Source organism: Paenibacillus sp. J14, assembly GCF_000518465.1.
Classification (GTDB): domain Bacteria; phylum Bacillota; class Bacilli; order Paenibacillales; family Paenibacillaceae; genus Fontibacillus; species Fontibacillus barengoltzii.
In genome coordinates this window covers 1-25,977 of the sequence record NZ_JADQ01000025.1, presented here as the reverse complement: position 1 = coordinate 25,977, position 25,977 = coordinate 1, and the positions used below count along the sequence as shown (strand labels likewise).

The 25,977-nt window shown below is 51.5% G+C and carries 30 protein-coding genes, 1 pseudogene and 1 riboswitch; of the genes and pseudogenes, 25 read left to right on the top strand and 6 right to left on the bottom strand.

Features of this window, described 5'->3' with window-relative positions; genetic code table 11:
* The first annotated feature begins 174 nt into the window (after nt 1-174).
* From M891_RS0111480 to M891_RS0111415, 14 genes are all read left to right on the top strand, one after another.
* A complete protein-coding gene (locus M891_RS0111480) occupies nt 175-573 on the top strand; it encodes a hypothetical protein (protein ID WP_016312305.1) in 399 nt (132 codons plus the stop codon).
* A 41-nt stretch (nt 574-614) separates the two neighbouring features.
* Complete coding sequence (locus M891_RS0111475) at nt 615-1,505, top strand: NAD-dependent epimerase/dehydratase family protein (protein ID WP_028538938.1); 891 nt, start codon at nt 615-617, stop codon at nt 1,503-1,505.
* 9 nt (nt 1,506-1,514) lie between these two features.
* On the top strand, nt 1,515-2,264 hold the full coding sequence (locus M891_RS0111470) for an SDR family NAD(P)-dependent oxidoreductase (protein WP_028538937.1): 750 nt from the start codon (nt 1,515-1,517) through the stop codon (nt 2,262-2,264).
* Nucleotides 2,265-2,405: 141 nt separating this feature from the next.
* Nucleotides 2,406-3,671 (top strand): MFS transporter, encoded by a 1,266-nt coding sequence (locus M891_RS23775; protein WP_051416944.1) that lies wholly within the window; start codon nt 2,406-2,408, stop codon nt 3,669-3,671.
* A 36-nt stretch (nt 3,672-3,707) separates the two neighbouring features.
* Complete coding sequence (locus M891_RS0111460) at nt 3,708-4,736, top strand: TIR domain-containing protein (RefSeq protein WP_016312301.1); 1,029 nt, start codon at nt 3,708-3,710, stop codon at nt 4,734-4,736.
* On the top strand, nt 4,733-4,963 hold the full coding sequence (locus tag M891_RS0111455) for a hypothetical protein (protein WP_028538935.1): 231 nt from the start codon (nt 4,733-4,735) through the stop codon (nt 4,961-4,963). Before M891_RS0111460 ends, M891_RS0111455 begins: the two co-directional genes overlap by 4 nt.
* 153 nt (nt 4,964-5,116) lie before the next feature.
* A complete protein-coding gene (locus M891_RS0111450; RefSeq protein WP_028538934.1) occupies nt 5,117-6,049 on the top strand; it encodes a Gfo/Idh/MocA family protein in 933 nt (310 codons plus the stop codon).
* Nucleotides 6,050-6,140: 91 nt separating this feature from the next.
* A complete protein-coding gene (locus M891_RS0111445) occupies nt 6,141-7,070 on the top strand; it encodes a hypothetical protein (RefSeq protein WP_028538933.1) in 930 nt (309 codons plus the stop codon).
* Between the two features lie 102 nt (nt 7,071-7,172).
* The gene (locus M891_RS0111440) at nt 7,173-8,870 is read left to right on the top strand and encodes a glycoside hydrolase family 13 protein (protein WP_028538932.1); all 1,698 of its coding nucleotides are present in this window, start codon (nt 7,173-7,175) and stop codon (nt 8,868-8,870) included.
* Between the two features lie 94 nt (nt 8,871-8,964).
* Nucleotides 8,965-9,906, top strand: a complete 942-nt coding sequence (locus M891_RS0111435) for a DUF7916 family protein (protein ID WP_028538931.1) — start codon at nt 8,965-8,967, stop codon at nt 9,904-9,906.
* A gap of 5 nt (nt 9,907-9,911) precedes the next feature.
* Complete coding sequence (locus M891_RS0111430) at nt 9,912-10,418, top strand: metallophosphoesterase family protein (protein ID WP_028538930.1); 507 nt, start codon at nt 9,912-9,914, stop codon at nt 10,416-10,418.
* Nucleotides 10,419-10,697: 279 nt separating this feature from the next.
* Nucleotides 10,698-11,777: an ABC transporter substrate-binding protein gene (locus M891_RS0111425; RefSeq protein ID WP_016312294.1), complete on the top strand. Its 1,080-nt coding sequence runs from the start codon at nt 10,698-10,700 to the stop codon at nt 11,775-11,777.
* Nucleotides 11,778-11,815: 38 nt separating this feature from the next.
* Nucleotides 11,816-12,730, top strand: a complete 915-nt coding sequence (locus tag M891_RS0111420; RefSeq protein WP_028538929.1) for an ABC transporter permease — start codon at nt 11,816-11,818, stop codon at nt 12,728-12,730.
* Nucleotides 12,730-13,527 (top strand): ABC transporter ATP-binding protein, encoded by a 798-nt coding sequence (locus M891_RS0111415; RefSeq protein WP_016312292.1) that lies wholly within the window; start codon nt 12,730-12,732, stop codon nt 13,525-13,527. The genes M891_RS0111420 and M891_RS0111415 overlap by 1 nt, the downstream gene beginning before the upstream one ends.
* A gap of 74 nt (nt 13,528-13,601) precedes the next feature.
* Here the strand turns inward: M891_RS0111415 and M891_RS0111410 are convergent, their stop codons facing one another.
* A complete protein-coding gene (locus M891_RS0111410) occupies nt 13,602-13,970 on the bottom strand; it encodes a DUF2512 family protein (RefSeq protein ID WP_036700178.1) in 369 nt (122 codons plus the stop codon).
* A gap of 92 nt (nt 13,971-14,062) precedes the next feature.
* Between M891_RS0111410 and M891_RS0111405 the strand changes: the two genes are divergently transcribed.
* The 5 genes from M891_RS0111405 (at nt 14,063) to M891_RS0111380 (ending at nt 17,963) form a co-directional block, all read left to right on the top strand.
* Nucleotides 14,063-15,013, top strand: a complete 951-nt coding sequence (locus M891_RS0111405) for an NAD(P)/FAD-dependent oxidoreductase (RefSeq protein ID WP_028538927.1) — start codon at nt 14,063-14,065, stop codon at nt 15,011-15,013.
* Nucleotides 15,003-15,305 carry an antibiotic biosynthesis monooxygenase family protein gene (locus tag M891_RS0111400; protein ID WP_028538926.1) on the top strand — a complete coding sequence of 101 codons (303 nt, stop codon included), beginning with the start codon at nt 15,003-15,005 and terminating at the stop codon, nt 15,303-15,305. Before M891_RS0111405 ends, M891_RS0111400 begins: the two co-directional genes overlap by 11 nt.
* A 201-nt stretch (nt 15,306-15,506) precedes the next feature.
* Entirely contained in the window at nt 15,507-16,022 is a 516-nt protein-coding gene (locus M891_RS0111390; RefSeq protein ID WP_016312287.1) for a GNAT family N-acetyltransferase, read from the top strand.
* A gap of 29 nt (nt 16,023-16,051) precedes the next feature.
* Nucleotides 16,052-16,660, top strand: coding sequence for a TVP38/TMEM64 family protein (locus tag M891_RS0111385; RefSeq protein ID WP_028538925.1), 609 nt, complete (start codon nt 16,052-16,054; stop codon nt 16,658-16,660).
* Between the two features lie 64 nt (nt 16,661-16,724).
* A complete protein-coding gene (locus tag M891_RS0111380; RefSeq protein ID WP_028538924.1) occupies nt 16,725-17,963 on the top strand; it encodes an MFS transporter in 1,239 nt (412 codons plus the stop codon).
* Between the two features lie 54 nt (nt 17,964-18,017).
* Here the strand turns inward: M891_RS0111380 and M891_RS0111375 are convergent, their stop codons facing one another.
* On the bottom strand, nt 18,018-18,704 hold the full coding sequence (locus tag M891_RS0111375; protein WP_028538923.1) for a metal-dependent hydrolase: 687 nt from the start codon (nt 18,702-18,704) through the stop codon (nt 18,018-18,020).
* 203 nt (nt 18,705-18,907) lie between these two features.
* On the opposite strand from M891_RS0111375, the gene M891_RS0111370 reads away from it, so the two are divergent.
* The gene (locus M891_RS0111370; RefSeq protein WP_028538922.1) at nt 18,908-19,546 is read left to right on the top strand and encodes a DsbA family oxidoreductase; all 639 of its coding nucleotides are present in this window, start codon (nt 18,908-18,910) and stop codon (nt 19,544-19,546) included.
* 267 nt (nt 19,547-19,813) lie between these two features.
* Nucleotides 19,814-20,701 (top strand): annotated as a pseudogene (gene rpoD, locus M891_RS0111365) (RNA polymerase sigma factor RpoD); the annotation flags it as partial.
* Nucleotides 20,702-20,726: 25 nt separating this feature from the next.
* On the opposite strand, the gene M891_RS0111360 reads toward rpoD, so the two are convergent.
* The 4 genes from M891_RS0111360 to M891_RS0111345 all read right to left on the bottom strand — a co-directional run bounded on the left by M891_RS0111360 (nt 20,727) and on the right by M891_RS0111345 (nt 23,272).
* Nucleotides 20,727-21,842, bottom strand: coding sequence for a hypothetical protein (locus M891_RS0111360; protein WP_028538921.1), 1,116 nt, complete (start codon nt 21,840-21,842; stop codon nt 20,727-20,729).
* Nucleotides 21,843-21,947: 105 nt separating this feature from the next.
* Nucleotides 21,948-22,319, bottom strand: coding sequence for a fluoride efflux transporter CrcB (gene crcB / locus M891_RS0111355; RefSeq protein ID WP_028538920.1), 372 nt, complete (start codon nt 22,317-22,319; stop codon nt 21,948-21,950).
* On the bottom strand, nt 22,316-22,705 hold the full coding sequence (gene crcB, locus M891_RS0111350; protein WP_374700812.1) for a fluoride efflux transporter CrcB: 390 nt from the start codon (nt 22,703-22,705) through the stop codon (nt 22,316-22,318). Before crcB (M891_RS0111350) ends, crcB (M891_RS0111355) begins: the two co-directional genes overlap by 4 nt.
* Before the next feature lie 41 nt (nt 22,706-22,746).
* A riboswitch (Fluoride riboswitch) is annotated at nt 22,747-22,809 on the bottom strand.
* A gap of 49 nt (nt 22,810-22,858) precedes the next feature.
* Nucleotides 22,859-23,272 (bottom strand): DUF4183 domain-containing protein, encoded by a 414-nt coding sequence (locus M891_RS0111345; RefSeq protein ID WP_016312278.1) that lies wholly within the window; start codon nt 23,270-23,272, stop codon nt 22,859-22,861.
* Nucleotides 23,273-23,483: 211 nt separating this feature from the next.
* Here M891_RS0111345 and M891_RS25565 point away from each other — a divergent pair, with 211 nt between their 5' ends.
* The 4 genes from M891_RS25565 to M891_RS0111325 all read left to right on the top strand — a co-directional run.
* Entirely contained in the window at nt 23,484-24,164 is a 681-nt protein-coding gene (locus tag M891_RS25565; RefSeq protein ID WP_176222394.1) for a DUF4183 domain-containing protein, read from the top strand.
* A gap of 90 nt (nt 24,165-24,254) precedes the next feature.
* Nucleotides 24,255-24,671, top strand: coding sequence for a metallothiol transferase FosB (gene fosB / locus M891_RS0111335; protein WP_028538917.1), 417 nt, complete (start codon nt 24,255-24,257; stop codon nt 24,669-24,671).
* A gap of 56 nt (nt 24,672-24,727) precedes the next feature.
* Nucleotides 24,728-25,612: a radical SAM/SPASM domain-containing protein gene (locus M891_RS0111330; RefSeq protein ID WP_028538916.1), complete on the top strand. Its 885-nt coding sequence runs from the start codon at nt 24,728-24,730 to the stop codon at nt 25,610-25,612.
* 196 nt (nt 25,613-25,808) lie between these two features.
* Nucleotides 25,809-25,977: transposase (locus M891_RS0111325; protein WP_028538915.1), on the top strand; the 169-nt coding region annotated here is incomplete at its 3' end.

Below are 25,977 nucleotides of genomic sequence, written 5' to 3'. Positions count from 1 at the left end.
GTCATTGAGAAGTCCGTTAAATTTTTATCAAGCACAAAATCAATGAAATAAGGGCTCTGTGGTCCGTTAGAACTTCATCCAATCCCTCCCGCCAACAAAACCTGCTTCTCCCTGCATTTTCATGATAAAATTTGGTTATTGGCTTTTTGATCCATCCATAGGGAGAGTAGATACATGAAGAGCTCAAAAGGGTATTTTTATTATTTCATCTGGATGCTTGGAGCCCTGGTATTGATGTATTATGGACATCAGTTTACTGACATGATGAATCATAAGACACAAACGCTGGGTAAAATCGATTACGGCTTGATTGGCAAAATTGCCTATGGCTTAGCATTTGGATTGTATTTAAGCTTTTTGAACGGCTTTCCAAATCGGCGGAAGTTCCATCGCCCGTTGTTTGCTTTCGTTTTTGTGCCCAGCTTCCTGTTGCTGATCTATCCAATCATCACGATGTATGTGAAACAGATCTATATCGTGGGTTATTTTGAGATCGTGCGAGATCCGCAATTGTTTTTCTTTGGGATGCTGACCGCTTTATCTTTAATCAAAAGCACGTTTACAACGCGTTAATCCCGTGAAAGGGAATTAGCCGGTGATCGGAGGAAGAAGAAATGGCAAAGATTCTAGTACTCGGCGGTTCTCGTTATTTTGGCAAAAGACTGGTTAACCTGCTGGCAGGCTCGGGGAAGCATGAGGTTACGGTTGCGACCCGAGGCCAAACGGAGGCCCAGTTTGATGCGCCGGTCACGCAGCTGCGGCTGGACCGTACAGATGAGAAATCGTTGCAAGAGGCGGCTGCGGCGGGACCTTGGGATCTGGTGTACGATAACATCTGTTATTCTCCAAACGAAGCGCTTGCTGCGGTGCGGGCATTCAAGGGGTGCGTCGGGAAGTATGTCTTGACCTCCACTTTATCGGTCTATAAGCTCGGCAAATCGCCTTTGGCCGAAGAAGACTTTGATCCTTATCATTATGAGCTGAAGCTTGGGGACAGGCAGGCGTTTGATTATGGGGAAGGGAAACGACTGGCTGAAGCGGCTTTTTTCCAACAGGCAGATTTCCCGGTGAGCGCCCTGCGGATTCCGATTGTGTTAGGGCCGGATGATTATACGCGCCGGTTGCATTTTCATGTCGAGCATATCCAGCAGGGGTTGCCGATTGGGATTCCAAATCCGGACGCATCGATCTCCTTTATCACTTCAGCGGAAACGGCGAAGTTCTTGGCCTGGCTGGGGGATAACGAACTGACTGGCCCGATGAACGCTTGTTCTGATGGGGAAATTACCATTGGTGAAATTATCCGCTTAATTGAATCGATCACCGGCAAACAAGCATTGATCGAACGTGAAACGACTCAGGAGCATCAATCACCGTTTGGCATCCCAAGCTCGTGGGTGATGGACAATACCAAAGCTCGTGAAGCAGGATATCAGTTTGAAGCGCTGGGCGATTGGCTGCCGGGATTAATCCGTCACATTGCGGAGAGCGGACAGAAGGAGTGAGGTTTGGGGATGTCTTTTGCAAACAAGACCGTCATTGTCACGGGAGCAGGGCAGGGCATTGGCCGCGGTGTGGTTGAAGCTTATGCTCGGGAAGGTGCGTCTGTCGTACTGGCGGAGTTCAATGAGGAAACCGGCAGAACGGCGGTGGAGGCAATTTGCAAGGCCGGGGGACGAGCCTTATTCGTGCCTTGCGATGTTCGCCAGGAGGCAGACATTGTTCGTTTAATGGAGACAGCTGAGCGTGAACTGGGGCGGATCGATATTTTGATTAACAATGCGGGAGTATCGCGATTTAAATCCACCTATGAGCTCACGGTAGAGGAATGGGACGATGTGCTGAACACCAATGTGCGAAGTACGTTTATAGCCTCCCGTGAGATGGCCAAACGTGTGAAGGGGAGCGGCCGGGGTGGAGCCATTGTGAATATCTCCTCTACACGTTCGCTCATGTCTGAGCCTGGTTCGGAGGCGTACGCCGCTTCCAAGGGAGCCATCGTATCGCTTACGCATGCGCTGGCTGTATCGCTTGGCCCGGACGGCATCCGCGTGAATTGCATCAGTCCGGGGTGGATTGAAACCGGCGATTACAATGCTTTGCGCGAGATCGATCACAAGCAGCATCCGGCAGGACGCGTTGGAACTCCGGAGGATATCGCCCGGGCCTGCCTGTACTTGACTCACCCGGACAATACATTTGTGACCGGCGCGCATCTAGTAGTTGACGGCGGGATGACGCGGAAGATGATTTACGAGCCTTAAGGCGAGCAAATCCGAATCAACACGATAGATATAGGGAGATTAAGCATGGGACCGATTTGATCCTTCACTCTTGAACCTAACCTTTTTTTTGACCCCGGATTTTCCGGGTTATTTGGTTTGGAACAAAGGAGTGATACGGGGATGAAACGGTCCTTTTTTTGGTTATGGAGTTCGCAAACCTTGTCTAACATGGCGGACGTCCTGTATATTGTCGCTTTTATTACGCTGGTCCTGGATCAGACCGGATCCATCATCTTTGCGACGTTGGTTCCTTTTATTCGGGTGAGTTCCCAGTTAATCAGCAGCTTGCTGGCTCCCTTGGTGATCGCCAGATTTCGACTGACCCCAATATTATCGATTTCGCAAGGCGGTCAGTTTCTGTTATTTTCGTTGCTTGCGTTATATGTCTCCCCATGGATTGGTGGAACTGCCCCGGGCATTCTGTATGGAGTGATCTTAGTGATTTCCTTCCTCGACGGTTGGACGACACCTGCAAGGAATGCCCTGATTCCCAGGCTGGTTCGGGACGATACGTTGCTGAAAGCGAACAGTATGATCGCGGTGACGGATCAAGTCATCCAGTTTGCAGGATGGGCGCTCAGCGGTGTAGTTGTGGCGAAATTTGGTTCGTTTCCGGTGCTTGCTGCGGTTGCTGGAGCTTACGGAATCGCTATGTTGGCTACGACCCGAATCGTAGATCCGATCGGAGGGCAACTTCGAAATACAACATCTATGGCAGCAAATGGAGATAGGGGATCCAGACGGGCCATCTCTCATTGGGAAACGTTAAAAGAGGGGTGGATCACCCTATGGCGATTGCCAAGATTGCGTGCACTAACCTGGATGGAGATGATGGAACTGTTAGGCGGTTCGATATGGTCGGGGGCTTTTTTGCTTGTATTTGTGCGCGATATTTTACACCGGGATGAATCATGGTGGGGGTATATCAACGCTGGTTATTTTGCCGGGGCTGTATTAGGCGGACTGTGGATTGTAGCTCTGGTAAACAAGTTGGAGAATCGGTTGTACCCAGCACTGCTGATCGGTATGCTCGGATATGCCGTTTTGACCTTTGCCTTTGCGTTAAACACTTCCGCTGTTTTGACGCTGGGCATAGTGCTGTTGACCGGTCCGTTTTCCGAACTAGTCGGAGTTGCCCGCCAAACGTTTACGCAACGCAGCGCCGGTCCGGATCAGTTGCCCAAAGTGCTATCAGCTCAATCCGCGTTGCAGAATTTCCTGTTTGGAATATCTCTGCTGCTCATGAGCTTCATCGCGGAGGGGTTCGGAATTATCTACGTTTACTTGTTGGCAGGAGGGTGGAGCGTACTTTCAGTCTTCATCGGAGTACGATATCGTCAAGTATTCCATCCACCTGCACAGAACGAATCGGGATGGTATAATTAGGAAAAGATGATTCGTTTTTCAAGGAGCTGTGGAGTTGTGGATGTGACCAAGCCGAACGTCTTTATTGGATCTTCAAGGGAAGCGATCGGGATCGCGAGCGGGATCCAGGCCCAGATCAACCGATATGCCCAGGTAACTCCATGGTATGCCGGCGCGTTCGAAGGCAATGACTACACGATGGAATCACTGGAGAAGCAACTCGGCAAGAACGACTTTGGGGTGTTCATATTTGCACCGGATGATGTCGCTTTCTATCGGGGGAAGTTTGTTTTGATCACCCGGGACAATACCCTTTTTGAAATGGGATTGTTTTGGGGGAGATTGGGACGAAGGCGGGTGTTTGCCATCATCCCGCAGGAGATCAGAGAGAGCGGCGATCTCATTCCAGGGGAGGAAATTTCAGAATATCATCTCTTATCTGATCTTCAAGGCTTAACGTTGCTAAGATATGAGGTGCGAACGGATGGGAATGACGAGGCGGCTGTCGCCGTCGCCTGCCGCTCGCTTATCAAAGCAATTCAAGAAGAAGGATGTTACCAAGACCCGCGCGATGAACTTGCAAGAATGGAAATGGAGCTGGAGCGTAAACGCCGGATCCTGCATCTCTTTTGGACTTATAACAAAAATATAACCGTACCCGATGATCAGGAACGTTACAACGCTTTGAGCGAAGCCATTCGGACGTCGATTCTTCCTCCTCCGGGGTATCTGGTAACCGGTGCTGCGCTATGGAAGGCACAGGGAGATGAGGGGATGGGGCAAGTAGGAGGCAACGTAGGGAAAGGCAGATTTTTTACCTTTCATGAGAACAAAGTGCGGGTGGAATCCGGACAACAGCCGATCTACGTGTTAGATGCATATTTAACCTCAAAATGGGCTTTCTTTAGACGTCTTGAAGTTGAACAGGTATACATCCTATGCTATCCTTTAGGTAGAGAACATGTGCTTTCGGTTCATTTTTCCGGAAGGCATCACTTGACCGAAGAGCAGTTAGGCCTCATCGTATCTGATAACAATGAACTGCTGCGGACCATTCATTATATCCTTGGAGGGGATTCGGTATGAAGCGAGGTAACTTGAAACTGAAGCAAGGCACTGCCCCGGTTTCCAAGGCTTCCAAGCATTTGTCCCCATCGATGATGATGGATGCCAAGCGTACAAAGGGACGTAAGCTTCAATCCAGCCGCCCTAAAGGTATTCTCTATATTGGTCCTTCCGTCGAAGGCGGAGATAAGGAATATGTGAAGGTTCTCACGGGTGATGTAGACCATACGAAACCTTCCTTCGTTTAATCGAACAGTCGAACAGACCCCCATGATCAACATGGGGGTTTCTTTTTTTGCTGCGGTAAATTTACATCTTCCTTCTCCTATGCCAAAATGAAAGGAAACGTTGACCCATATACTCCAACGAAATTATGAAGCTATGCTGAGGAGGCCCAAAAGATGCGTATTGGAATCATCGGACTCGGCGATATTGCGCAAAAAGCGTATTTGCCTGTGATTACGGCGAGGGAGGACGTCGAACTCGTCTTGAGTACACGAAATCAGGAGACACTTACCAAGCTGGCGGCTAAATACCGCATCCCAGAGACGGCTGGAAGCGTGGACGAGCTTGTGAAGTCCGGCGTGGATGCTGCGTTCGTCCATTCGGCAACGGAGTCCCATCCGGCGGTGGTGGAGCAACTGATTGAGAACGGAATCCACGTCTACGTGGATAAGCCAATCGCTTATCATTACGAGGAATCCAAACGGCTCAGCGAACGAGCGGAGCAAAAAGGCGTGCTGCTTATGACGGGCTTCAACCGACGGTTTGCTCCGATGAACGCAGCCCTCAAGGATCAGCCGGATCGTCGGCTAGTGCTGCTGCAGAAAAACCGGACGCCTTCGCCCGATTATGCTCGCCGCTTCGTGTTCGACGATTATATCCATGTGGTGGATACGCTGCGGTTTCTGGCACCGGGTGACGTCCAAAGCTTTCATATCTCGACCCGAGTACAGGAGGGCAAGCTGTACCATGTCACACTTCAGTTGGAGGGTGACGGCTTTACCTGCATCGGTATCATGAACCGTGACTCAGGGGCTAACGATGAAATCCTGGAAGTGATGAGCCCCGGTCAAAAATGGCGGGTAGACGGGTTGAACACAACGGAACATTATGTTGGCGGTGAGGCGAAACGGTTGACTTTTAAGGACTGGGATCCGGTGTTGTATCGGCGGGGATTCGTACAGATTATCGACCATTTTATCCGCTGTGTTCGCGAAGGAATGAAACCGGCTATCTCACTGCAAGATTCGTTGGAAACCCATCGGCTGTGTGAGGAGATCGTGAAGAGTGCTGAGGCGAATGGCGCTGCAGCTTGGGAACGACCGCTTTGAAACTTTCGCTCTTGACCAACGTAGAACAGGATATCGAAACTACGCAGGCCGGACAGGACAACCGTTCCGGCGGGAAAGGGAGGAGCTTAGGTTGTTCGAGGATCTTAACGCTCGCATGGCAGAACTGAAAGAGAAGGGCCGGAATCAGGAGAAGTGGCAGCAACGCCTTAAAAACCTGAAGCAAGAGTTAACTGGTCTGCAAGAAGAACGGAACCGGTGGCAGAAGAAGCTGGCTGCAGAGGAAGAAGATGTTCGGAAGCTGTCGTCAATGTCAGTGTCCAACTTATTGGCTACCTTACTTGGCAACAAAGCCGAGAAGCTGGATCGGGAGCAGCAGGAAGTGCTGGAAGCCAAGATGAGATATGATGCCGCAGAAGCTGCGGTGCGCGATATGGAGCGGCAAATTGTGGAGATTGAGCGCAAACTGCTCGAGCTGGGTTCATGGAAGAACGAGTATGAACGTGTATTTCAAGCCAAAGAGCGGAAGATCCTGGAGGAGGATGGAGAGCTGCGGGAGCTGGCTGAACGCGAAGCGGTCCTCACTGTGCAGTTGAAAGAGGTGGATGAAGCGCTGCAAGCTGGGCGATCCGCCCTGCATGATCTAAATGCAGCGGAAGAAGATCTGCGTTCTGCGAAAAATTGGGGGACGTACGACATGCTGGGCGGCGGGATGTTGTCGACGCATATCAAGCACTCGCGGATTGATGAGGCAATGGACCATGTGACAGCTGCACGGCAAAGTCTGCGTGTGTATCAACGGGAGCTCAGCGACGTCGGAGCGAGCATATCCATGGATTTGGAAATCGGCGGACTGCTGAAGTTTGCGGACTATTTCTTTGACGATATTTTCTCGGATTGGATGGTCCAGGGACGAATCAACAACGGTTTAAATCAAGTCCGGAACCAGATTTCGGCGGTAAGCGAGGTGCAACGCCAGCTGGAAACCGCGAAGCGCAAGCTGGAAACGGAACGGGCGGAAGTGCATCGGAAATACGTCCAAGTGGTGGAGCATTACGCTTAAATGTATTCAAGCTCGGGAACTTTTGGGTTCCTGGGCTTTTTTTGTAATACAAAACGGGTTCGATGCAAATAGCTAAAGGAAAAACGAGAAAGGGAGTCGGACATGAAGCGGACTTGGTGGAAAGAAAGCGTCGTGTACCAAATCTATCCGATCAGCTTCAAGGATTCGAATGGGGACGGAGTGGGTGACCTGCGCGGGATCCTGTCCAAGCTGGATTATTTGCAGGACCTTGGGGTCGACGTCGTTTGGATCTGTCCGATCTATCAATCGCCGGGGCATGATAACGGCTATGATATTAGCGATTATTATAAGATCGATCCCGCTTTTGGCACGATGGAGGACTTTGATGAGCTGCTGGAAGGTCTGCACGCGCGGGGAATGAAGTTGATGATGGACCTGGTGCTAAACCACACTTCGGACGAGCATCCCTGGTTCCTGGAATCCCGGAAGTCCAAGGACAATCCAAAGCGGGATTACTACATTTGGCGGAAGGGCAAAAACGGAGGTCCGCCAAACAACTGGGAGTCGTATTTCAGCGGCTCGGTCTGGGAGTATGATGAACGTACCGACGAATATTATTTACATTTGTATTCCAAACATCAGCCCGACTTGAACTGGGAAAATCCGGCCGTCATCCGTGAGCTTCATGATATGGTGAAGTGGTGGCTTCAAAAAGGTGTGGACGGCTTCCGCTTTGATGCCATCGCGCATATCGCCAAGGCAAAAGGACTGCCGGATGCGGACAATCCGCAGCAGACACCAACGGTTCGGGCGTACGAGTTGTTTTCAAATCTGGATGATGTACATACCCTTCTGCAAGACCTGCATGATAACGTGTTGTATTACTATGACATTATGACCGTAGGCGAAACGTCAGGGTTAGGCCCGGAAGAGGCACTGAGTTACGTTGGCGATGACCGGCGGGAATTGAATATGACGTTTCAGTTTGAGCATATGTTTCTGGATGCGGCCTCTGCGGGCAGCGGCAAATGGGATGTTGTACCGTGGAAGCTGACGGACTTAAAGGAAGTCATCTCCCGCTGGCAGACCGTGCTGCATGGCAGGGGGTGGAACGCCAATTATTTGTGCAATCATGACCAGCCGCGCGCAGTTTCCCGTTTCGGAAACGATCAGGAGCCTTACCGCATACCGTCCGCGAAAATGCTGGCGACTTTCCTCCATATGCTGGAGGGAACGCCGTACATTTATCAGGGTGAGGAAATCGGCATGACGAACGTGGTCTTTGATTCGATTGACGATTATCGTGATGTAGAGACGCTTAACTACTACGAGGAGCAGCGGAGAAACGGTGTTCCGGAGGCGGACATAATGCGAGCGATTCGTCTCAAGAGTCGGGATAACGCCCGCACCCCCATGCAATGGGATGCTGGACCACAGGCCGGGTTTACCACAGCCGAATCCGCTTGGATCCGAGTGAACCCGAATCACGAACGGATCAATGTGGAGGAAGCGATCCGTAATCCCGATTCGATATACCATTACTACAAAAAACTGATTCGTTTAAGAAAAGAACATGCGGTGATTGTCTACGGCGCATACGAGCTGCTGCTTCGCGATCATCCACAGATCTATGCGTTTACCCGGAAGTTGGAGAAGAGCCGCTTGCTGGTGATCCTGAACTTTAGTTCCGAGGAGCCGGTATTCGAATGGCCGGTAGAGGCAATGGAGCCGGAGGACATTGAATTATTAATCTCCAACTACGCTCCGCAGGAGCACGAGGATCTATTGAATTTACCGTTGCGCCCCTATGAAGCAAGGGTTTATTTGAAACGATACTGATTCACAGGAAGTTCGCATAGTCTGAAGCATTTGGGCGTGCTACACTGGTGATACAGGTGATGTGCAGAACTTGGAACGAATGGAGGGGTAGCCTATGAAACGGATCTTGGACTGCCGGGCTTCGGATTTTCGTCAGATGGATCGCGAAGCTCTAAAGGGAGCCATTTTGGCAGCAGAAGGACGAACGGTGATGGCGGAAACGGTGGTAACATCACAGCCGCTGCTGCCCGAGATCACCAATGCGGAGCTGGCCAAAGCTTTCGGCGCGGACATGATCTTGTTGAACGTCTTTGATGTATTTCACCCGCAGATTCGCGGTATTGCGTCGCGGGATTTGTTTGCCCCGGATCGTGGCAGTGAGGAGAGCTCGACGAGCACGCGAAACCCGATCGCAGAACTGCAGCGACTCACGGGACTGCCGGTTGGCATCAATTTGGAGCCGGTCGATGAGTCGGCTGATGCAGTTGAAGGGCTTAATGAGCTGCCTCAAGGACGCAAGGCAACGGCGCAGAGCTTGGTCGAAGCCAAGCGGCTGGGCGTGGATTTCGTGTGCTTGACGGGCAACCCGAAAACCGGCGTGACCCATGAACGCATCCTGCATACGATCCATGTGGCCAAGCGAGAATTCGATGGCTTGATCATTGCTGGCAAAATGCATGGCGCGGGTACTCGCGGCAGCGTGTTGGACAGCGAGGCTGCAATTCGGTTCGCTGAAGCCGGCGCGGATGTTGTGCTGCTGCCAGCTCCGGGAACCGTCCCGGGCGTGCGCGAGGAGGAGTTAGCCCGAGTTATCGCGGAAGTTAAGGCGCGGGGGGCTTTGGTTTTGGCGGCGATCGGCACAAGTCAGGAAGGTGCGGACGAATCTACGGTGCGGCAGATTGCCCTCAGCGCCAAACGTTCTGGCGCCGACATCGTACACATCGGGGATGCTGGTTACGCGGGTATGGCCATCCCAGAAAATATCCAAGCGGCATCCATCGCCATCCGCGGGCGTCGGCACACCTATGTGCGCATGGCCGCTTCACCGTTGAGGTAACGCGTATGCGCATCGGAGTCGTATCGGATACCCATATTCCGCGCCGTGGATCGGAGCTGCCTGTCAAACTTCGCCAAACCTTCCGCACCTGCGATATGATTCTCCACCTAGGGGATTGGGTGACGATGGAGGTTTACGAGCAATTAAGAGCGATTGCGCCGGTTGAGGGTGTGGCTGGAAACAATGATCCCAATGACATTATCCGAAAGTTCGGCTGGCATAAAGTTCTCGAGCTGGGCGGCAGGCGGATCGGACTGACGCATGGTCATCTCCCAGGCGGCGGGCATGGGGCTAAGAACAATGCAGAGCGGGTCTTCGCTGGCCAACCCGTAGACGCTGTGCTGTTTGGTCACTCGCACAAGCCTTACCTCGCGGAAAGCGGGGGCATCCTGTGGTTTAATCCCGGGTCTCCTACTGACAAACGGCGGGAACCCAAATACAGCTTTGGCGTGCTGGAGATTACTCCCCAAGCGATCAAGGCAAGACATATCTTTTTAGAGGCTAAAAAGTAGATCCAGGTTTATGTGGAGCTGCCAACGCGAGACCGATTTTCGGTTTTGCTTTGGAGGGCTCTTTTTTATATCAATCTTAAGGCAGAAGTCCTATAACCTGTATTGACGTATAATTGACCACCATTTAATATAGAAATCATACTTTGTGTCCATCTTGGGCGAATCCTTGTCCACGGGCGCTTTAATCCTTTCATCATTAAAAGCGTTAAACAGATTGTGCTTTACTGCTCCAACACTGCAGGGTCATTAATTTCATGAGAGAGAAAGGGGAAACAAAACATGAAGAAGAAGCTTGGGATGATTCTCGCCATGTCGCTGCTGCTGGTCGGCGTCGTTGCTTGCGGTAACAATGCCGGCAATGGGAATGCTGCAAATGGGGGGAACGCCGGGGGAACCGGAACAGAAAATACCACGGGTGCGGGGAATACGTCAGATTCCGATCAGAAAACGTACAAAATCGCGATTTCACAAATCGTGGAGCATCCTTCCTTGGATGCAACGCGGGAAGGCTTCCTGGATGCTTTGAAGGACGCAGGCATTGTGGAAGGAGAGAACTTGGACCTGGATTACAACAATGCGCAGGGGGATCAAACGAACAATATGACCATTGCGCAAAAAATTGCCGGTGAGAAATACGATCTGGTGCTCGCGATCGCTACGCCGCCTGCACAAGCTGTAGCGCAACAGGTGAAGAACTCGCCGATCCTGTTCGCGGCGGTCACGGATCCGGTGGATGCCAAATTGGTGGACAATTTGGATCATCCGGGCGGGAACATCTCCGGGGCTTCGGATACGAACCCGGAAGCGATTACGAGACTGATGGACTTCATTGCTGAGCACTTTAAGGATGTGAAATCCGTAGGTTTGGTTATCAACCAAGGGGAACCCAACGCCGTTGTTATGGCAAACCATGCTGAGAAGGCGCTGGAAGCTCACGGCATCAAATTGGTGAAAGCCTCGGTAACCAATACGTCGGAAGTGAAGCAAGCAGCCGAATCGTTGGTAGGGCGTGTAGATGCGCTGTACATTACGCTCGATAACATGGTCGTTGAAGCTGTCAGCACGGTGATCCAGGTCGCGAACGATAACGACATTCCGTTCTTCTCGAGTGACCGCGATACGGTGGAGAAGGGCGCTTTTGCAACGGTCGGGTTCAAGTACTATGACCACGGGTATCAAGTGGGACAAATGGCAGTTGAAGTGCTGAAGAACGGCAAAAACGTCGGTGATCTGAAAGTGACGGTGCCGGATAAGCTCGACTTGATCATGAACCTGAAAGCGGCGGCTGAGCAAGGGATCGAAGTGACCGATGCGATGAAGGATGAAATTACGGATAAGGAAAACAATTTGATCGAATAGGCAGCACTCGCTCCTAATTTCTTGAGGAGGTACTCACCATGTTGAACTCGCTGCTGGGGGCGCTGGAATCCGGCCTGCTGTATGCGCTTATGGCGCTCGGCGTATATATTACGTTCCGCATTCTCGACTTTCCGGATCTGACGGTGGACGGTAGCTTTACGACCGGCGGTGCGATCGCTGCGGTTATGATCACAGGGGGAAGCTCCCCCTGGATTGCTACGATCGTCGCTTTTTTGGGCGGCTTGGCCGCCGGTGCGATCACCGGCATCATTCATACCAAAGGACGGATTAATGGACTGCTCTCCGGGATATTGATGATGATTGCGTTGTACTCCATCAATATGCGGATCATGGGCAAACCGAATGTAGGCTTGCTTGGGGAGACGACGCTGTTCACCTCGGTTTCGCCGTTGGTGTTCATGCCGATCGTTGTGATCGCCATCAAGCTGCTGCTGGATTTGTTCTTCCGGACGGAACTGGGCTTGGCTCTGCGGGCCACCGGTGACAATAAACGGATGATCCGCAGTTTTGGTGCCAATACGGACAATACGATTATACTCGGGCTCAGTTTGTCTAACGGGCTTGTGGCTTTGTCCGGGGCGCTCATCGCTCAACAGTCCGGCTTCGCCGACATTTCGTCAGGGATCGGGATGATCGTCATTGGGCTGGCATCGGTGATTATCGGGGAGGCGATCTTCGGGGCGCGCACGGTATTTTGGGCCACTCTGGCAGCGGTACTCGGATCCATCGTCTATCGGGTGGTTGTTGCCTTGGCGCTGCGGATTGAATGGTTGGAGCAAACTGACTTGAAGTTGATTACGGCAGTTATCGTTATTATTGCACTAGTGCTTCCGACCGTCCAAAGAAACATGAAGCAAAAAGCGGTTGCTCGTCGGCGCGCCGCTGAAATTACGCAAACCGCCGGACAGAAGAGCGCAGGGGGTGGGTTCTAATGCTGAAGTTAACCCAGGTCTCGAAGCTCTTTCATCCCGGGTCGCCGGATGAGAAGATCGCGCTCATTGATGTCAATCTGCACCTGAATCCCGGGGATTTCGTAACGGTGATCGGCAGTAACGGGGCAGGAAAGTCGACGTTGATGAATATGATCTCCGGTGTCATTAAGCCGGATGCCGGCGAGGTTCGCCTAGGCGGCGTCGACATCAGCCACCTGCCGGAGCATCGCCGCAGCAAGTGGATTGGCCGTGTGTTCCAGGACCCGATGGCCGGCACTGCTCCGCATATGACCATCGAGGAGAACTTAGCGATGGCCTACTCTCGCGGGAAGACACGCGGCCTTGTGCTCGGTGTGAACGCGAAGCGCCGTTCCATGTTTCAAGAGCAGTTACGCAGGCTGGGCATTGGCCTGGAGAACCGGCTGCGCGCCAAGGTCGGTACATTGTCGGGCGGGGAACGCCAGGCGCTGAGCCTGTTGATGGCGACGTTTACCGAACCGGAGGTACTGCTTCTAGACGAGCATACTGCTGCACTGGACCCAGCCCGGGCTGAGCTGGTGACGAAGCTTACGCAGGAGATCGTTAGTGAGCTGAAGCTAACTACGTTGATGGTCACCCACAACATGGAGCAAGCGATCCGATTGGGGAACCGCCTTATCATGATGGATGGCGGGCGGATTATTCTCGATGTGGATGAAACGAACAAACGCGAGTTAACGATCGAACGGCTGCTAGGTGAATTTGAGCGCATCAGCGGCCACAAGTTGTCCGATGATCGCGTCATGCTGGGCAGCTAAATTGCAACTAAACCATCTACACAAAGCGCGAGTGCATAGGGGAATCCCTTGTACTCGCGCTTTTTTCGTTGTGTTTATCGAGCATCACGCACTCGTACGCTGCTATCCCTGCGAATGCCGTCTCGCAGCATCCAAGCGTGCAAGAACCATTCAAACACCCCCATCACGATGGTAATGGCAAGGATTTCGCTAAGGGACAACGTCCATTCCGCGTTGGCGGCAATCGCCCACAGGAGGATAAAGACGAGAAACGCATCCACCACGGTTGCAATTGCATTGTTCGTCCGCGGAAGGATGAAGTAATCCCCGAATAAATAGGCTAGAATAGACAACGCTAAAGCTGTTAAAAGCGCTGAGATGAATGAAGCGTTGCTTAAGAGCATCACCATGACGATGACGATAATTCCATTACCAAGTAGCTTGACGAAAAACTTGTCCAACATCTTTCACCTCCTTGTTTTACGCTTTAATTTTCTCCTAAGGGGAAAGTGGCTATACACTGAGTGAACGACACTAAGGAAAGCGAGATAACAACATGACTCAAATCACAAACTACGACTGCATGATCATTGGTGGCGGTATTGCAGGATTACAAGCCGCGATTCAGCTAGGTCGGTACTCGGTCCACAATGTACTCGTTATTGACGCAGGTTACGGGAGATCTACGTTATGCCGGCAATATCATAATCTGCTGGGGTTCCCGGAAGGGATTTCCGGCGAAGAATTACGCAGCCGGGGGAGAACACAGGCGAAGTCTTATGGTGTGAAATTTGTGCAGGATACCGTAATCGAGGCAAAGAAACGGGAGGAGGGATTTCAGGTAAAAACTTTAACCGGCCAAACGTATTCAGGTCGAACCTTGCTGCTCGCGACCGGTGTATTGGACCGTTTTCCCGATATCCCTGGTTTGGTTCCTACGCTTGGGCTAAGCGTCTACGTCTGCCCGGATTGTGACGGATACGAAATTGAAGGGCGTAATACGGTATTAATGGGGGCGGGGGACACCGGTGCCAAGATGGCCCTGCTGCTCATCCAGCGGACCCGTGATTTAACTTATGTGAATCATGAACAGACACCTGTTGCTCCATCGCTCCTGAAACGGATGGAGGAACACGGGATTCGCTACGAGGAAGCGGCCATCGCCGAAGTGAAGCAATCCGAAGGCTTCATCCGCAGCGTGAACTTACAGGATGGACGGAGCTTAGCAGCAGAACGGGGATTTATTGCGTTTGGCGGCAATGAAGTTCATTCCGGTTTAGCCGCTCAGTTGGGAGTGCGCATTGCCGAGAACCGTCATATCGAGACGAATCCCCGGACGAAGCAGACGAATGTCCCTGGTGTGTGGGTGGCTGGAGATCTAGGACTTCATGCGGAACAGGTTAGCGTGGCTATGGGGGAAGGCTCAATTGCCGCAATTTGGATTCATAAAGCACTAAGTCCGTGCTATAATCAGTTGAACGGAGGGGATGCAGAGGATGATTCTTGAAGTAGCTGAGCTGCATGTGAAGCCCGGAATGATCAATGATTTCGAAAGCCAATTCCGCAAGGCTTCGAAAATTATCAGCCGGGCGTCCGGTTATCTAGGACATGAGCTTCATAAGTGTGTAGAGACCGAAAGTAAATATATTCTACTAGTGCGTTGGCAATCGATTTCTGCCCATGAGGTAGGTTTCCGTCAATCTCCTGATTATGAGGAATGGAAAACGCTGCTTCATCCATTCTACGATCCCATGCCTACAGTGGAGCACTACGTTCAAATTAAACATGAAATGGACTAGGAGGGAAAGGGAATGGAAGAGATGATTTGGCGGCAGCTTGATTTTGTACGGTCCCAAACTTTGAAGCTGGTAAGAACGATACCGGCTATCGGATTGAAACCGTCGGCCAGTTAATCAATTTTACAACGTATCATGAAGGCATGCATTTTAGTGTGCTTAAGCTGTACAACAAAATTGTGTAAGGACTGTGAGCATGTACATATGACGGAACATTTCGAATATACAATTGAAGACGCCACGCCGGAGGACTTGCCGGCGATCGTGGCGATTTACAATGAGACGATCGCTGGACGCATGGTTACCGCCGATTTGGAGCCGGTGACCGTTGAAGCCAGACGGAAATGGTTTGATGAGCATTCGCCTGATTTCCGGCCGCTATTGGTCATGAAATCCGAGGGAAAAGTCATCGCCTGGCTCAGCTTTCAGTCCTTTTACGGGCGACCGGCCTATAACGGAACAGCCGAAATCAGTATTTATATTACAGAAGCCTACCGTTCTCGCGGAATCGGAGGAATCTTGTTAAACCGAGCTTTTGCGGTTTGTCCTGAGATTGGGGTACATACGCTGCTTGGATTCGTGTTTGGTCATAACGAGCCGAGCCTAAAGCTGCTTAGTAAGTTCGGCTTCGAACGTTGGGCGCATTTGCCCCGGGTAGCCAATTTGGATGGCGTAGAACGGGATCTCGTTATTTTGGGAAAACGGGTTGTTGAGGCTTAAAATGCTTTGGGGAATGGGGATCAAATCATTTGAACGAATGGGTTAAAGAAATCACGGACTGGTTCTTGGAGACGACGCAGTTGGGCGGATACTCGATCCTGCTTCTAACGATCCCGCTCGCAGTTGTACAGGGGCTTTTTGGATTTTTTCCATTTGCCACGATCGTGATGCTGCATCTCTCCCTGCTGGGGATCACGAACGGTTTATTCGCCAGCTGGATTGCTGGTACGGCGGCGGGGATGGTCGTTTATCTGATGTGCAGATACTTTTTTGCGGATTGGTTTCACCGTCGGTGGTTAGTTAAGCTGCAAAAATACGAAAAATGGCAAAAAGGGTTAGACCGCTATGGGGTATGGGCAGTAATCTTTCTCCGCACCATTCCGATTATGCCCAACAATCTCATTTCGTTTATGTCGGCGATTTCGAATCTAAAGCTCCATTCTTATGTCTGGTCTAACCTGGTTGGGAACCTGTCAAGTATCTGGCTGTTTGGGATCTTAAGCGCATCGATCGTGTTTCCGGGGGTAAATCTTCAGGACTTGATCTTCTCCTACGTCTTATTCTTGCTTGTGCTGGGCGTCATATTCGTGATTCGCAACCGGATCCTGTCCAAGAAGAAAGAAGGCATGAGATCTTAGCATGGATCGACCGCTTTCCGGGATAAGCTACAGTTAGAACAAGATTGGTTAGGGGGCGAGTCGTTTGAATGCTCAGGAACAGGCTTTCCAAGGAAGACCCGCGTCAGCACGGCGGAAGCTGCTATTCAGCGCCGGGCTCAGCTGGATGTTTGATGCGATGGACGTCGGGATGATTTCGTTTATCGCTGCGGCACTTGCGGTAGAATGGAGCTTAACGCCGCAGCAGACCGGCTTCTTTACCGCGATCAACTCCGTAGGGATGGCGTTTGGCGCAGCGATTGCCGGTTATATGGCGGACAAGTTTGGCCGCAAATCCGTACTTCTATGGACACTGTTGATTTTCTCGATCGCCAGCGGTTTGTCGGCTGCCGCTACAAGTTTTGCGATCCTTTGCTTGCTTCGCTTTATTGCCGGCTTTGGGCTTGGCGGTGAGCTTCCGGTCGCTTCCACATTGGTATCTGAATCGGTGTCGGTTCAGGAACGTGGAAAATCTGTCGTGCTGCTGGAGAGCTTCTGGGCTGCCGGTTGGATTGCTTCGGCGTTGATCTCGTATTTCATCATACCGGATTATGGATGGCAGGCCGCTTTTCTCATCGGTGCGATCCCTGCGTTATACGCGCTGTACTTGCGCCAATCCATCCAGGAGCCGGCCCTATTTAAACAGCAGACGGGTCATCTACAAGAGCGGGGTCTTTCTTTCGGGGAGCGGTTTAAGTCCGTTTGGGCTTCTCCGCACCGCCGTTCGACGGTGATGCTATGGATTTTGTGGTTTACCGTTGTCTTTTCGTATTATGGCATGTTTCTGTGGCTGCCTTCGGTGATGGTCCTGAAAGGCTTCAGCTTGGTCAAAAGCTTTGAATACGTGCTGATCATGACGTTGGCGCAATTACCAGGCTATTTTACGGCCGCCTATTTCATCGAGAAGTTTGGGCGTAAGTTTGTGCTGGTGTTGTATTTGCTGCTCACTGCAGCCAGCGCCGCCTGGTTTGGCATTGCATCCAGCGAAGGTATGCTGATTGCTGCCGGGATCTGCTTGTCCTTCTTTAATCTGGGGGCATGGGGCGGCATGTATGCGTATACCCCGGAACTATACCCGACGCGGGTGCGTTCTACCGGAGTTGGCTTGGCCGCTTCCTTTGGACGGGTCGGCGGGGTCATCGCTCCGTATTTGGTTGGCATGCTGGTTGCCCGGCACGTCGCCATCGGAGGAATCTTCTGGATGTTCTTCGTGACGATTCTAATTGGGGCACTGGCCGTGTTTTGGTTGGGGACCGAGACGCGGGGGAAGGAGTTGGCGGATTAAAAAACAGCAAAATTGCTGCAAAGTGCAACCATTTTGCTGTTCATCCGTTTAAATTTAGAAGTTGTCCAAAGAATCGCCCGGCTTCAAGGCATGACCTGTAATGCCGATCCGTGCGAGATCTGCGACAAATTGTTCCCCGTCCTGGGCAATGGCATCAAACGTATTGTAGTGCACAGGGACAACGTGCTTGGCGCCAATCCATTCAGCTGCGGTTAGAGCATCCTCCGGTCCCATAGTAAAATGATCGCCAATCGGCAGGAATGCGAGATCGACCGGGCCGCGAGAGCTAACCAATTTCATATCGCTGAATAAGGCGGTATCTCCGGCATGATAAAGGATTGTTCCGTCAAGATCGAGCAGGATTCCAGCGGCCACGCCAAGATATACATTTACGCCGTTATGATTAACGGACGAGCTGTGCAGCGCAGGCACCCATTTTAATTTACCAAACGGGAACGTACGGGAGCCGCCAAGGTTCATGCCAACCGTTTGCAGTCCAGTGCCAGCAAAATAATCTGCCAGCTCGACAATGGCGAGAATCGGCGCATTGTTTCGCCGGGCGATGCTTTCCGCATCTGCGATATGATCGGAATGACCATGAGTCAGAAGCACATAATCGACTTGAATGTCATCGGCTGCGACAGCTGCCGAAGGATTTCCGGTGAGGAATGGATCAATGATCAACTGATGCTTTCCTGTGTCTACCAGGATGCAGGAATGTCCCAAATAAGTCACTTTCATAGAATCACCTCTTATGGAAAAATATCCTTACTTGTTTATTATAGCTGCCTTAGACAAGCAAGTCACATCTTGCGGGAAGGTGCAGCATAAACGCAAGGAAATCCCATATGATGGTGATTGAACAATTCATCCTTGTCGGAGAGCTGGCAGCGAATGAGGGCTAATCCGGCAAGGAGCTTGCGCTAAAAAAGGAGGAGATTGATGTGAAAATTGAAGTGTGGTCGGACTTTGGCTGTCCGTTTTGTTATATTGGCAAGCGTCGCCTCGAAAGGGCATTAGAATCTTTTAGTCATCGAGATGAGATCGAACTCGTATACCGCAGCTTTGAACTGGATCCAGGGGCACCTAAGGATACAGAGTCGAGCATTCATGAACTGTTAGCGGTCAAGTACGGCCTCAGCCTGGAGCAGGCGAAGGAATCTAACCGCAATGTTGCACAGCAGGCTCAAACGGAAGGCTTGACGTATAACTTTGATACGATCATTCCTACGAATACGTTTGATGCTCATCGCTTAGCGCATTATGCTGGGGAACAGGGCAAGGCGAAGGAGATGACGGAGCGGTTGTTCCGGGCTTATTTTACGGATTCGCTGCATATCGGGGACCGGGACACATTGGTTCGTTTGGCGGAAGAGGTGGGCTTGGATGGTGCCGCCGTTAGGGAAGTGTTGGAGCAAAATACGTATGCCGATGCTGTTCGCGAGGATGAGAATGAAGCAAGAAGACTTGGGATTCGCGGCGTACCGTTCTTTGTGCTGCGCGGGAAGTATGCAGTCTCAGGGGCACAACCGTTGGAAATTTTCCAAGGGGCATTGTTACGGGCTTGGGAAGATCTGTCTTGATTGATCGATTTAGAGTCATAGGCAAACCAAAAAACGCTGATCCGGAAGGATCAGCGTCTCACTCTGCGAACAAAATTAAAAATAAATAAATGTTGTATAAAATAATGAACTGTGGTAAAATGACGGATAGCCAATCACAAAACACTCACGCAATAATCTTCTCAATAATAGCATAAAATCAATCATTTGTCAAATGGATTTGTGGCTTTAGAGATATAGAAGTGGTTTTCGCATTTAATTTTTAGGGTGGGGGTCTGGAAGATGACAGAGGACTTGAAGAATAATGAATTGGATTACACCGACGATCTGACGTTACCGCCAGGAATTAAAATCGATGACCCGGTCAGAATGTATCTGAAGGAAATCGGGCGCGTGCCTCTGTTGTCCGCAGAGGAGGAAATTGAGCTTGCGCAGCGCATCGAGAACGGGGATGAGGAAGCGAAGCGCAGATTGGCTGAAGCGAATCTCAGATTGGTGGTCAGCATTGCCCGTCGTTATGTTGGGCGCGGGATGGTATTCCTGGACCTGATTCAAGAGGGCAACATGGGCTTGATCAAAGCGGTGGAGAAGTTCGATTATTCGAAAGGATTCAAGTTCAGTACTTACGCCACCTGGTGGATTCGTCAAGCGATTACCCGTGCGATTGCAGACCAAGCCCGGACGATCCGAATTCCGGTTCATATGGTGGAAACCATTAATAAATTGATCCGTGTCTCCCGGCAGTTGCTCCAGGAGATCGGACGCGAGCCGACTCCGGAGGAGATCGCGAAGGAGATGGATCTAACGCCGGATAAGGTGCGGGAGATCATGAAGATTGCTCAGGAGCCGGTCTCGTTGGAAACGCCAATTGGTGAAGAGAACGATTCGAATCTCGGCGACTTCATCGAAGATCACGATGCTCCGGCTCCGGCAGAAGCTGCAGCTTATGAGTTGTTAAAGGAGCAGTTGGAAGAAGTATTGGATACACTGACAGAGCGTGAGGAAAATGTCCTTCGCCTGCGTTTCGGGATGGATGACGGCCGGACGCGGACGTTGGAAGAGGTTGGCAAGGAGTTTGGGGTAACGCGCGAACGGATTCGTCAGATTGAAGCCAAAGCGCTGCGCAAACTCCGGCATCCAAGCCGCAGCAAGCGGCTGAAAGATTTTATGGAATAACATCGTAAGCTCCCCAAGGATACCCTTAGGGAGCTTTTTTTGCTGTAGCATGCCGACGGAGTGGTCGAGGAGATGCCGTAATCGGTCGAAGGGATTTGACCAGTTTCACCGGTAATGGCCGAATGCATATAAACCTATTGCTCTTCCCCCGTTGGGCTCGCAGCAGTCGCCCCGACGCAGGCTTCGCTGCCCTCGTGCCAAACACCTGCATAAACCATTCAATGGGATAGGAGATAGACAACATTCCGTTTTCCGATCCCGCAAAGTTAACTGCAGCGGCAAGATTGCCTTTGCTCGTCAGCCACACGGAGCCGGAATCGCCTTCCAGGGAGACGGGGCGCTTGCCGCGGATCACGCTTTGGTTCTTGAAGGTAATCGTCCCCAAATTGCCGTAATCCCCGTAGTCGACCTGAACATCGGTATGGATCGATTCCACCGTACCGGTCACCACACCGGTCGTCCGTCCTACCTTCTTGAGACGATCGCCAACTTTATAGGATCGTACATGCCCGGGGACGATGCCAAAGACGGCATAGGCTGGTCTCAGCAAAGAGCGTCGCAAAGGTTTGGCGGTGGCCGCGTCCAAATAATTCGCCCGTTTGCGGCTCAGCTTAACGAAACGGTCCAGCTGACCGATGCGGTCCTTGGGAACGGTACCTCCATCGGCGCCTCCCGGCTGCACCGTGGCAGAGAAACGCCGGGTATTATTATTAACGAGAACGTGGTTGTTACTAAGGATCAGACGTTCACATCCGGAAGCATCGCTGACGATCAAACCAGCTGTGCCGGAGGAGTCCGAAGTGCCCACGCTGTAGCCGGCCACGACCGGGCGAATTCGGCGAGTGAACCTGGTGCTCGGACCGTTACCGGAACCTTTACAGAACCTGGGGGAACGAACGATTCGAAACGGCACGCCAGCCCGAGGTTTGAGATAACGAGGTAATGCTGTGGTGCGGGGTGACTTGTTTTTTTTGGCAGCAGCGGCTTTGGACAGAGTATCGGCATAAACAATAATGGCTGCGCCTCGTTTTGGGTGTTTGGGGTCCCGCAAACCGACACCTACACCATGAACTCCGTTCAACCTGAGCATCTTCCCGGCAATGCGTTGTTTCAGCAAATAAGCTCTACGAAAACTGGCCAATTGGAATCACCTTTTCTCGCATGTTTGCGGATTTGCTGCATTATATGCTGGAGCCGAGACGCTTGATCGTTATACGGGCGGATGCCTTTGGAATGAGCGGTATCGCTAGTATGAGGCAAGCCAGCTGCCGAACCATGCGAAAGTCACGCCGAGTAAAGCCGAGGTGAGCACATACACGATAGCCTTTTGTTTTTGCCCTTTGTTGATTAGGGTGATTGTTTCATATCCAAAAGTGGAGAATGTTGTGTAGGCCCCACAAAATCCCGTGCCTATCATCAACCAACTCCAGTCAGAGATGGCCTGCCGTGTGTGGAGTCCGGCTAGGATGCCAAGCAGGAGGCTGCCGCTGAGATTGATCACCCAAGTTCCCCAAGGGAATTGCGAACCGCGAGAGGCGGTTTGGGTAGAGATCCATTGGCCTAAGTAATAACGAAGCAACGTGCCGAGAATGCCGCCAAGTCCTACGATACCGATCATGCGGGATCACCTTCCTTAGGAGCTTGTTGTTTTTGACCTAAGCGGACTCCAATCCAAGCCATGAGAAGACCGCCGAGTAAGCTGATGAACAGATAGGCTAGTGCTGCAACCAGTTGTCCGGTATGTACCGCATCAACGGTCTGGACCGTGAAGGTAGAGAACGTCGTAAATGCACCGGCAAATCCTGTGCCAGCCCCGATGCGTAGACTGGGATGGGTTTTTCGCAAAGCTGCGACGGTAAACAACCACCCGAGAAATAGGCAACCGGCCCAGTTGATGAGCAGGATCGATAGGGGGAAAGCTCCGATGTTTGGAATCCAGAGGGACAGACCGTAGCGGAGCAGGGTACCGAGGAAGCCCCCAACAATCAATGCAAGGATATTCAATATGCTCGACCTCCTGAAAAATAGACAGACTCCTACCAGAGAATCTGGTAGGAGTCATCAGCTCCAAATGAGCGGTTCAGGCGAACTCCATCGCCTTATTGCGTTATCATTGGCAATATTTTATGCCATGAGGCGACAGCTCGTCAATATGGATTACGTGATAATCGTAATCGTAGGCGCCGATATCGTTGGCGGGGTCGTGATCGTGGAAACGACGTTGCTGAAGCTGCCCACTTCAATCATAACGGGAATCCCCGGGGTCAAGTCCACGGTGTCGAGCACGAGGCTGGCCGTGGTCAGCGTGGATAACGAAGCTTGTTGAAGTACGCCGTTAATGTAAACGTTGAGATAATCAGTGGTGGTGAGCTCAGGCAGATCCGTAATCGGTGCGTCGGCATCGTCAACGAAGCTGTCGGCAGGAATGGTCGTTTCAGTAGCACCGATCATGTCGGCTGTTAACGTGGCGAAGTAACGGGAGACCGTTGGTGTAATTACAGTAGTAACTTCACCCCCAGAGGCGACTGGAGCGGATGCTACTGCCGTAAATACGGGTTTTATTACAGGCATCTAACATTACCTCCTCATCTTTGATGGTATCGAAGGTGTCCGATATATCATATATAATGATGCAACTTCGTTAAGTGATAGGGCAGACAGCCTCCGTTGAATATGGATTTTTGGAACGACGTGAAGCCATTTGCCCAAGCATCCAAGGCGGGTTATTCATAGGATAGGAAAGTAAGGCTTGAAGAACCATCTGGCCAGGGGGAAGCGGTGCATGGGAGCGGTAAGAGCTGAGCGTAAAAAGGCAATGCGCATAAACAAACGGCGACAACAAGCCCATAAGGTGAAGCACTGCCCGGCAAGCTCGCGTCGTCGACGCCGGAAGCGGACCGTGTCTTCGCTGCGGAATCGTTATCAGCAAGCAGTGAGTCTGATGCGGGACTACCGTCGTGCACTGTGGCAGTATGAGCGGTGGATACGTGAGAGAGAAGCGGGAGACCCGGCCGATATAAGGGGAGTTCCCGGGCCGGCGGGGCCGCAGGGCATGCCAGGGAGCGGAGGGCCGATGGGACCGCCGGGACCCCAAGGTGAGTCAGGAGCAGTCGGGCCAATGGGACCGCCAGGACCGCCAGGACCGCCGGGACCGCCTGCAGTCGAAATTCTCGTAACCCCAGCCGTATTCCGTTACTTTTATGCGGCCCCTGCTGATATGACCGGGACCGTTCACATCCCTGCCAATCAATTTACGGACGACGCAGGGAATACGCCTGTGGTTTTTGCCGGGATTGGTGACGGGGCCTACACCAATTTATTTATCAATGGCATGCCGCAGGAAGGACGTCTGTTTGTACTGAAGCCGGAGTCTTTGACGTTGGTGCTGGGGCAGGATATGATAGGGGCAGGTACGCCGATTATTGTGGAAAACGTGCGAATCACCGCCAAAGCTACATCCTAAACTAGGAAAACGAAGCAAGATGAAGATTGATCGTCGTGGCAGGGCACCAGGCCTTGTCACGTTCTGTTTGAGAGAATTAGGAGGATTTGTATGAAGATTAACGGCATTAATCATTTCTGTTTCTCCGTATCTGATTTGGATCGATCCATGGCGTTTTATGAGCAGGTCTTTGGCGCGAGTCCCCTGGTGAAAGGGCGCAAACTTGCCTACTTCGATTTGAACGGGCTGTGGATTGCCTTAAATCAGGAAGACCTTCCGAGGGACAAGCAGCACCGTACATATACGCATATCGCTTTTTCGATCGACGAGGGGGATTTCGAGGCTTATCAAAATCGTCTTCGGGAATTCAACGTCGAAGTATTGCCGGGGCGTGAAAGAGATGCGCGCGACCAAAAGTCAATTTATTTTCTGGACCCGGACGGCCATATGTTCGAATTCCACACTGGGACTTTGCAAGACCGACTGGATTACTATAAAGCGGACAAAGATCATATGATCTTTTACTAACCGCCATTCATTGATAGAATAAGACAGTAACTAAAATTTAAACGAAGTAGGTCACCATGAAAAAATTTAAAAAGTTCTATATCGAAACGACCAGCATCTGCAATTTGGCTTGCAGCTTCTGTCCGCCTACCCATCGCCAGGCGCAGTTTATCAAGGTGGAGGATTTTCGCAAAATTCTGGACGACATCAAGCCGCATACGGACTATATTTATTTCCATGTCAAAGGCGAGCCGCTGCTGCACCCCAAGATCGATCAGTTGCTCGACATCAGTCACGAAAAAGGGTTTAAGGTCAACATCACCACGAACGGCACGCTGCTCCCCAAAGTGCGGCATAAGCTGCTTGGCAAGCCGGCGCTGCGGCAGATGAATTTTTCGCTGCACAGCTTTGATGGACATGAAGGTTCAACTGACCGGGAGGGGTATTTGCAAAACGTTTTGTCCTTCGTGCGAGAGGCGGTAGCTGCGTCCGATTTGATCGTTTCGTTCCGGCTGTGGAATTTGACGCAGGATAATGAGACGAACCTGCAACGGATGCGTAACCGGGAGACGCTCGCCATCATTGAGGAGGAATTCAACCTAGATTACCGGATTGAGGAGAAGGTCACACCGGGAAGCGGGGTTAAATTAGCCGAGCGGATCTACTTGAACCAAGATTACGAATTTGATTGGCCGGACTTGCGCGCTCCGGAGGACGATGGCAAAGGCTTCTGCCATGCGCTGCGCAACCAAGCCGGAATTCTCGTGGACGGCACGGTCATTCCTTGCTGTCTGGATGGGGAAGGGATCATTAATCTTGGGAATGTGTACAAGACGCCGTTTTCAGAGATAGTGGAAGGAGAACGGGCGAACCGTCTATACGAAGGCTTCTCTCGGCGCGAGGCCGTAGAGGAGCTATGCCGGAAATGCGGGTATCGCAAGCGGTTCGGCGGAGGGGCGTAAGTCCCTTATCCAAAGAAAGAAGGGGCCGAGATTCGGCTCCTTTTTTCTTTGTTATGGCTTTAGCCAGTTGAGCTCGCGAAGCGTGCGAAACAAAAAACCACCCGCTATGCGGGTGGAGGAACGAAGGTTTGACCAACTAGACCATTCCCATAAAATTGAGATGTTCAGGCTCAATAAAAGAAAGGAATGGTCTTAGATGGCAAACAAGAGCTATAGTTTAGCTCACACGAAGTGGATGTGCAAATACCATATCGTGTTCACCCCGAAGTATAGACGGAAAGAGATCTATAATCAAGTGAGGAGAGATTTGATCGAAATATTTAAGCGTCTGTGCAAATACAAGGGAGTGGAGATCATAGAAGGCC

Bases quoted from the DNA above. Each gene is read 5' to 3' on its own strand.
- M891_RS0111475 (WP_028538938.1), top strand. From the start codon at position 615: ATGGCAAAGATTCTAGTACTCGGCGGTTCTCGTTATTTTGGCAAAAGA.
- M891_RS0111435 (WP_028538931.1), top strand. From the start codon at position 8,965: ATGAAACGGATCTTGGACTGCCGGGCTTCGGATTTTCGTCAGATGGAT.
- M891_RS0111415 (WP_016312292.1), top strand. From the start codon at position 12,730: ATGCTGAAGTTAACCCAGGTCTCGAAGCTCTTTCATCCCGGGTCGCCG.
- M891_RS0111430 (WP_028538930.1), top strand. From the start codon at position 9,912: ATGCGCATCGGAGTCGTATCGGATACCCATATTCCGCGCCGTGGATCG.
- M891_RS0111440 (WP_028538932.1), top strand. From the start codon at position 7,173: ATGAAGCGGACTTGGTGGAAAGAAAGCGTCGTGTACCAAATCTATCCG.
- M891_RS0111470 (WP_028538937.1), top strand. From the start codon at position 1,515: ATGTCTTTTGCAAACAAGACCGTCATTGTCACGGGAGCAGGGCAGGGC.
- M891_RS0111375 (WP_028538923.1), bottom strand. From the start codon at position 18,704: ATGAAAGTGACTTATTTGGGACATTCCTGCATCCTGGTAGACACAGGA.
- M891_RS23775 (WP_051416944.1), top strand. From the start codon at position 2,406: ATGAAACGGTCCTTTTTTTGGTTATGGAGTTCGCAAACCTTGTCTAAC.
- M891_RS0111400 (WP_028538926.1), top strand. From the start codon at position 15,003: ATGATTCTTGAAGTAGCTGAGCTGCATGTGAAGCCCGGAATGATCAAT.
- crcB (WP_028538920.1), bottom strand. From the start codon at position 22,319: ATGATCGGTATCGTAGGACTTGGCGGCATTCTCGGCACGTTGCTTCGT.
- M891_RS25565 (WP_176222394.1), top strand. From the start codon at position 23,484: ATGGGAGCGGTAAGAGCTGAGCGTAAAAAGGCAATGCGCATAAACAAA.
- M891_RS0111390 (WP_016312287.1), top strand. From the start codon at position 15,507: ATGACGGAACATTTCGAATATACAATTGAAGACGCCACGCCGGAGGAC.
- fosB (WP_028538917.1), top strand. From the start codon at position 24,255: ATGAAGATTAACGGCATTAATCATTTCTGTTTCTCCGTATCTGATTTG.
- M891_RS0111420 (WP_028538929.1), top strand. From the start codon at position 11,816: ATGTTGAACTCGCTGCTGGGGGCGCTGGAATCCGGCCTGCTGTATGCG.
- M891_RS0111410 (WP_036700178.1), bottom strand. From the start codon at position 13,970: ATGTTGGACAAGTTTTTCGTCAAGCTACTTGGTAATGGAATTATCGTC.
- M891_RS0111405 (WP_028538927.1), top strand. From the start codon at position 14,063: ATGACTCAAATCACAAACTACGACTGCATGATCATTGGTGGCGGTATT.
- M891_RS0111425 (WP_016312294.1), top strand. From the start codon at position 10,698: ATGAAGAAGAAGCTTGGGATGATTCTCGCCATGTCGCTGCTGCTGGTC.
- M891_RS0111455 (WP_028538935.1), top strand. From the start codon at position 4,733: ATGAAGCGAGGTAACTTGAAACTGAAGCAAGGCACTGCCCCGGTTTCC.
- M891_RS0111330 (WP_028538916.1), top strand. From the start codon at position 24,728: ATGAAAAAATTTAAAAAGTTCTATATCGAAACGACCAGCATCTGCAAT.
- M891_RS0111450 (WP_028538934.1), top strand. From the start codon at position 5,117: ATGCGTATTGGAATCATCGGACTCGGCGATATTGCGCAAAAAGCGTAT.
- M891_RS0111345 (WP_016312278.1), bottom strand. From the start codon at position 23,272: ATGCCTGTAATAAAACCCGTATTTACGGCAGTAGCATCCGCTCCAGTC.
- M891_RS0111480 (WP_016312305.1), top strand. From the start codon at position 175: ATGAAGAGCTCAAAAGGGTATTTTTATTATTTCATCTGGATGCTTGGA.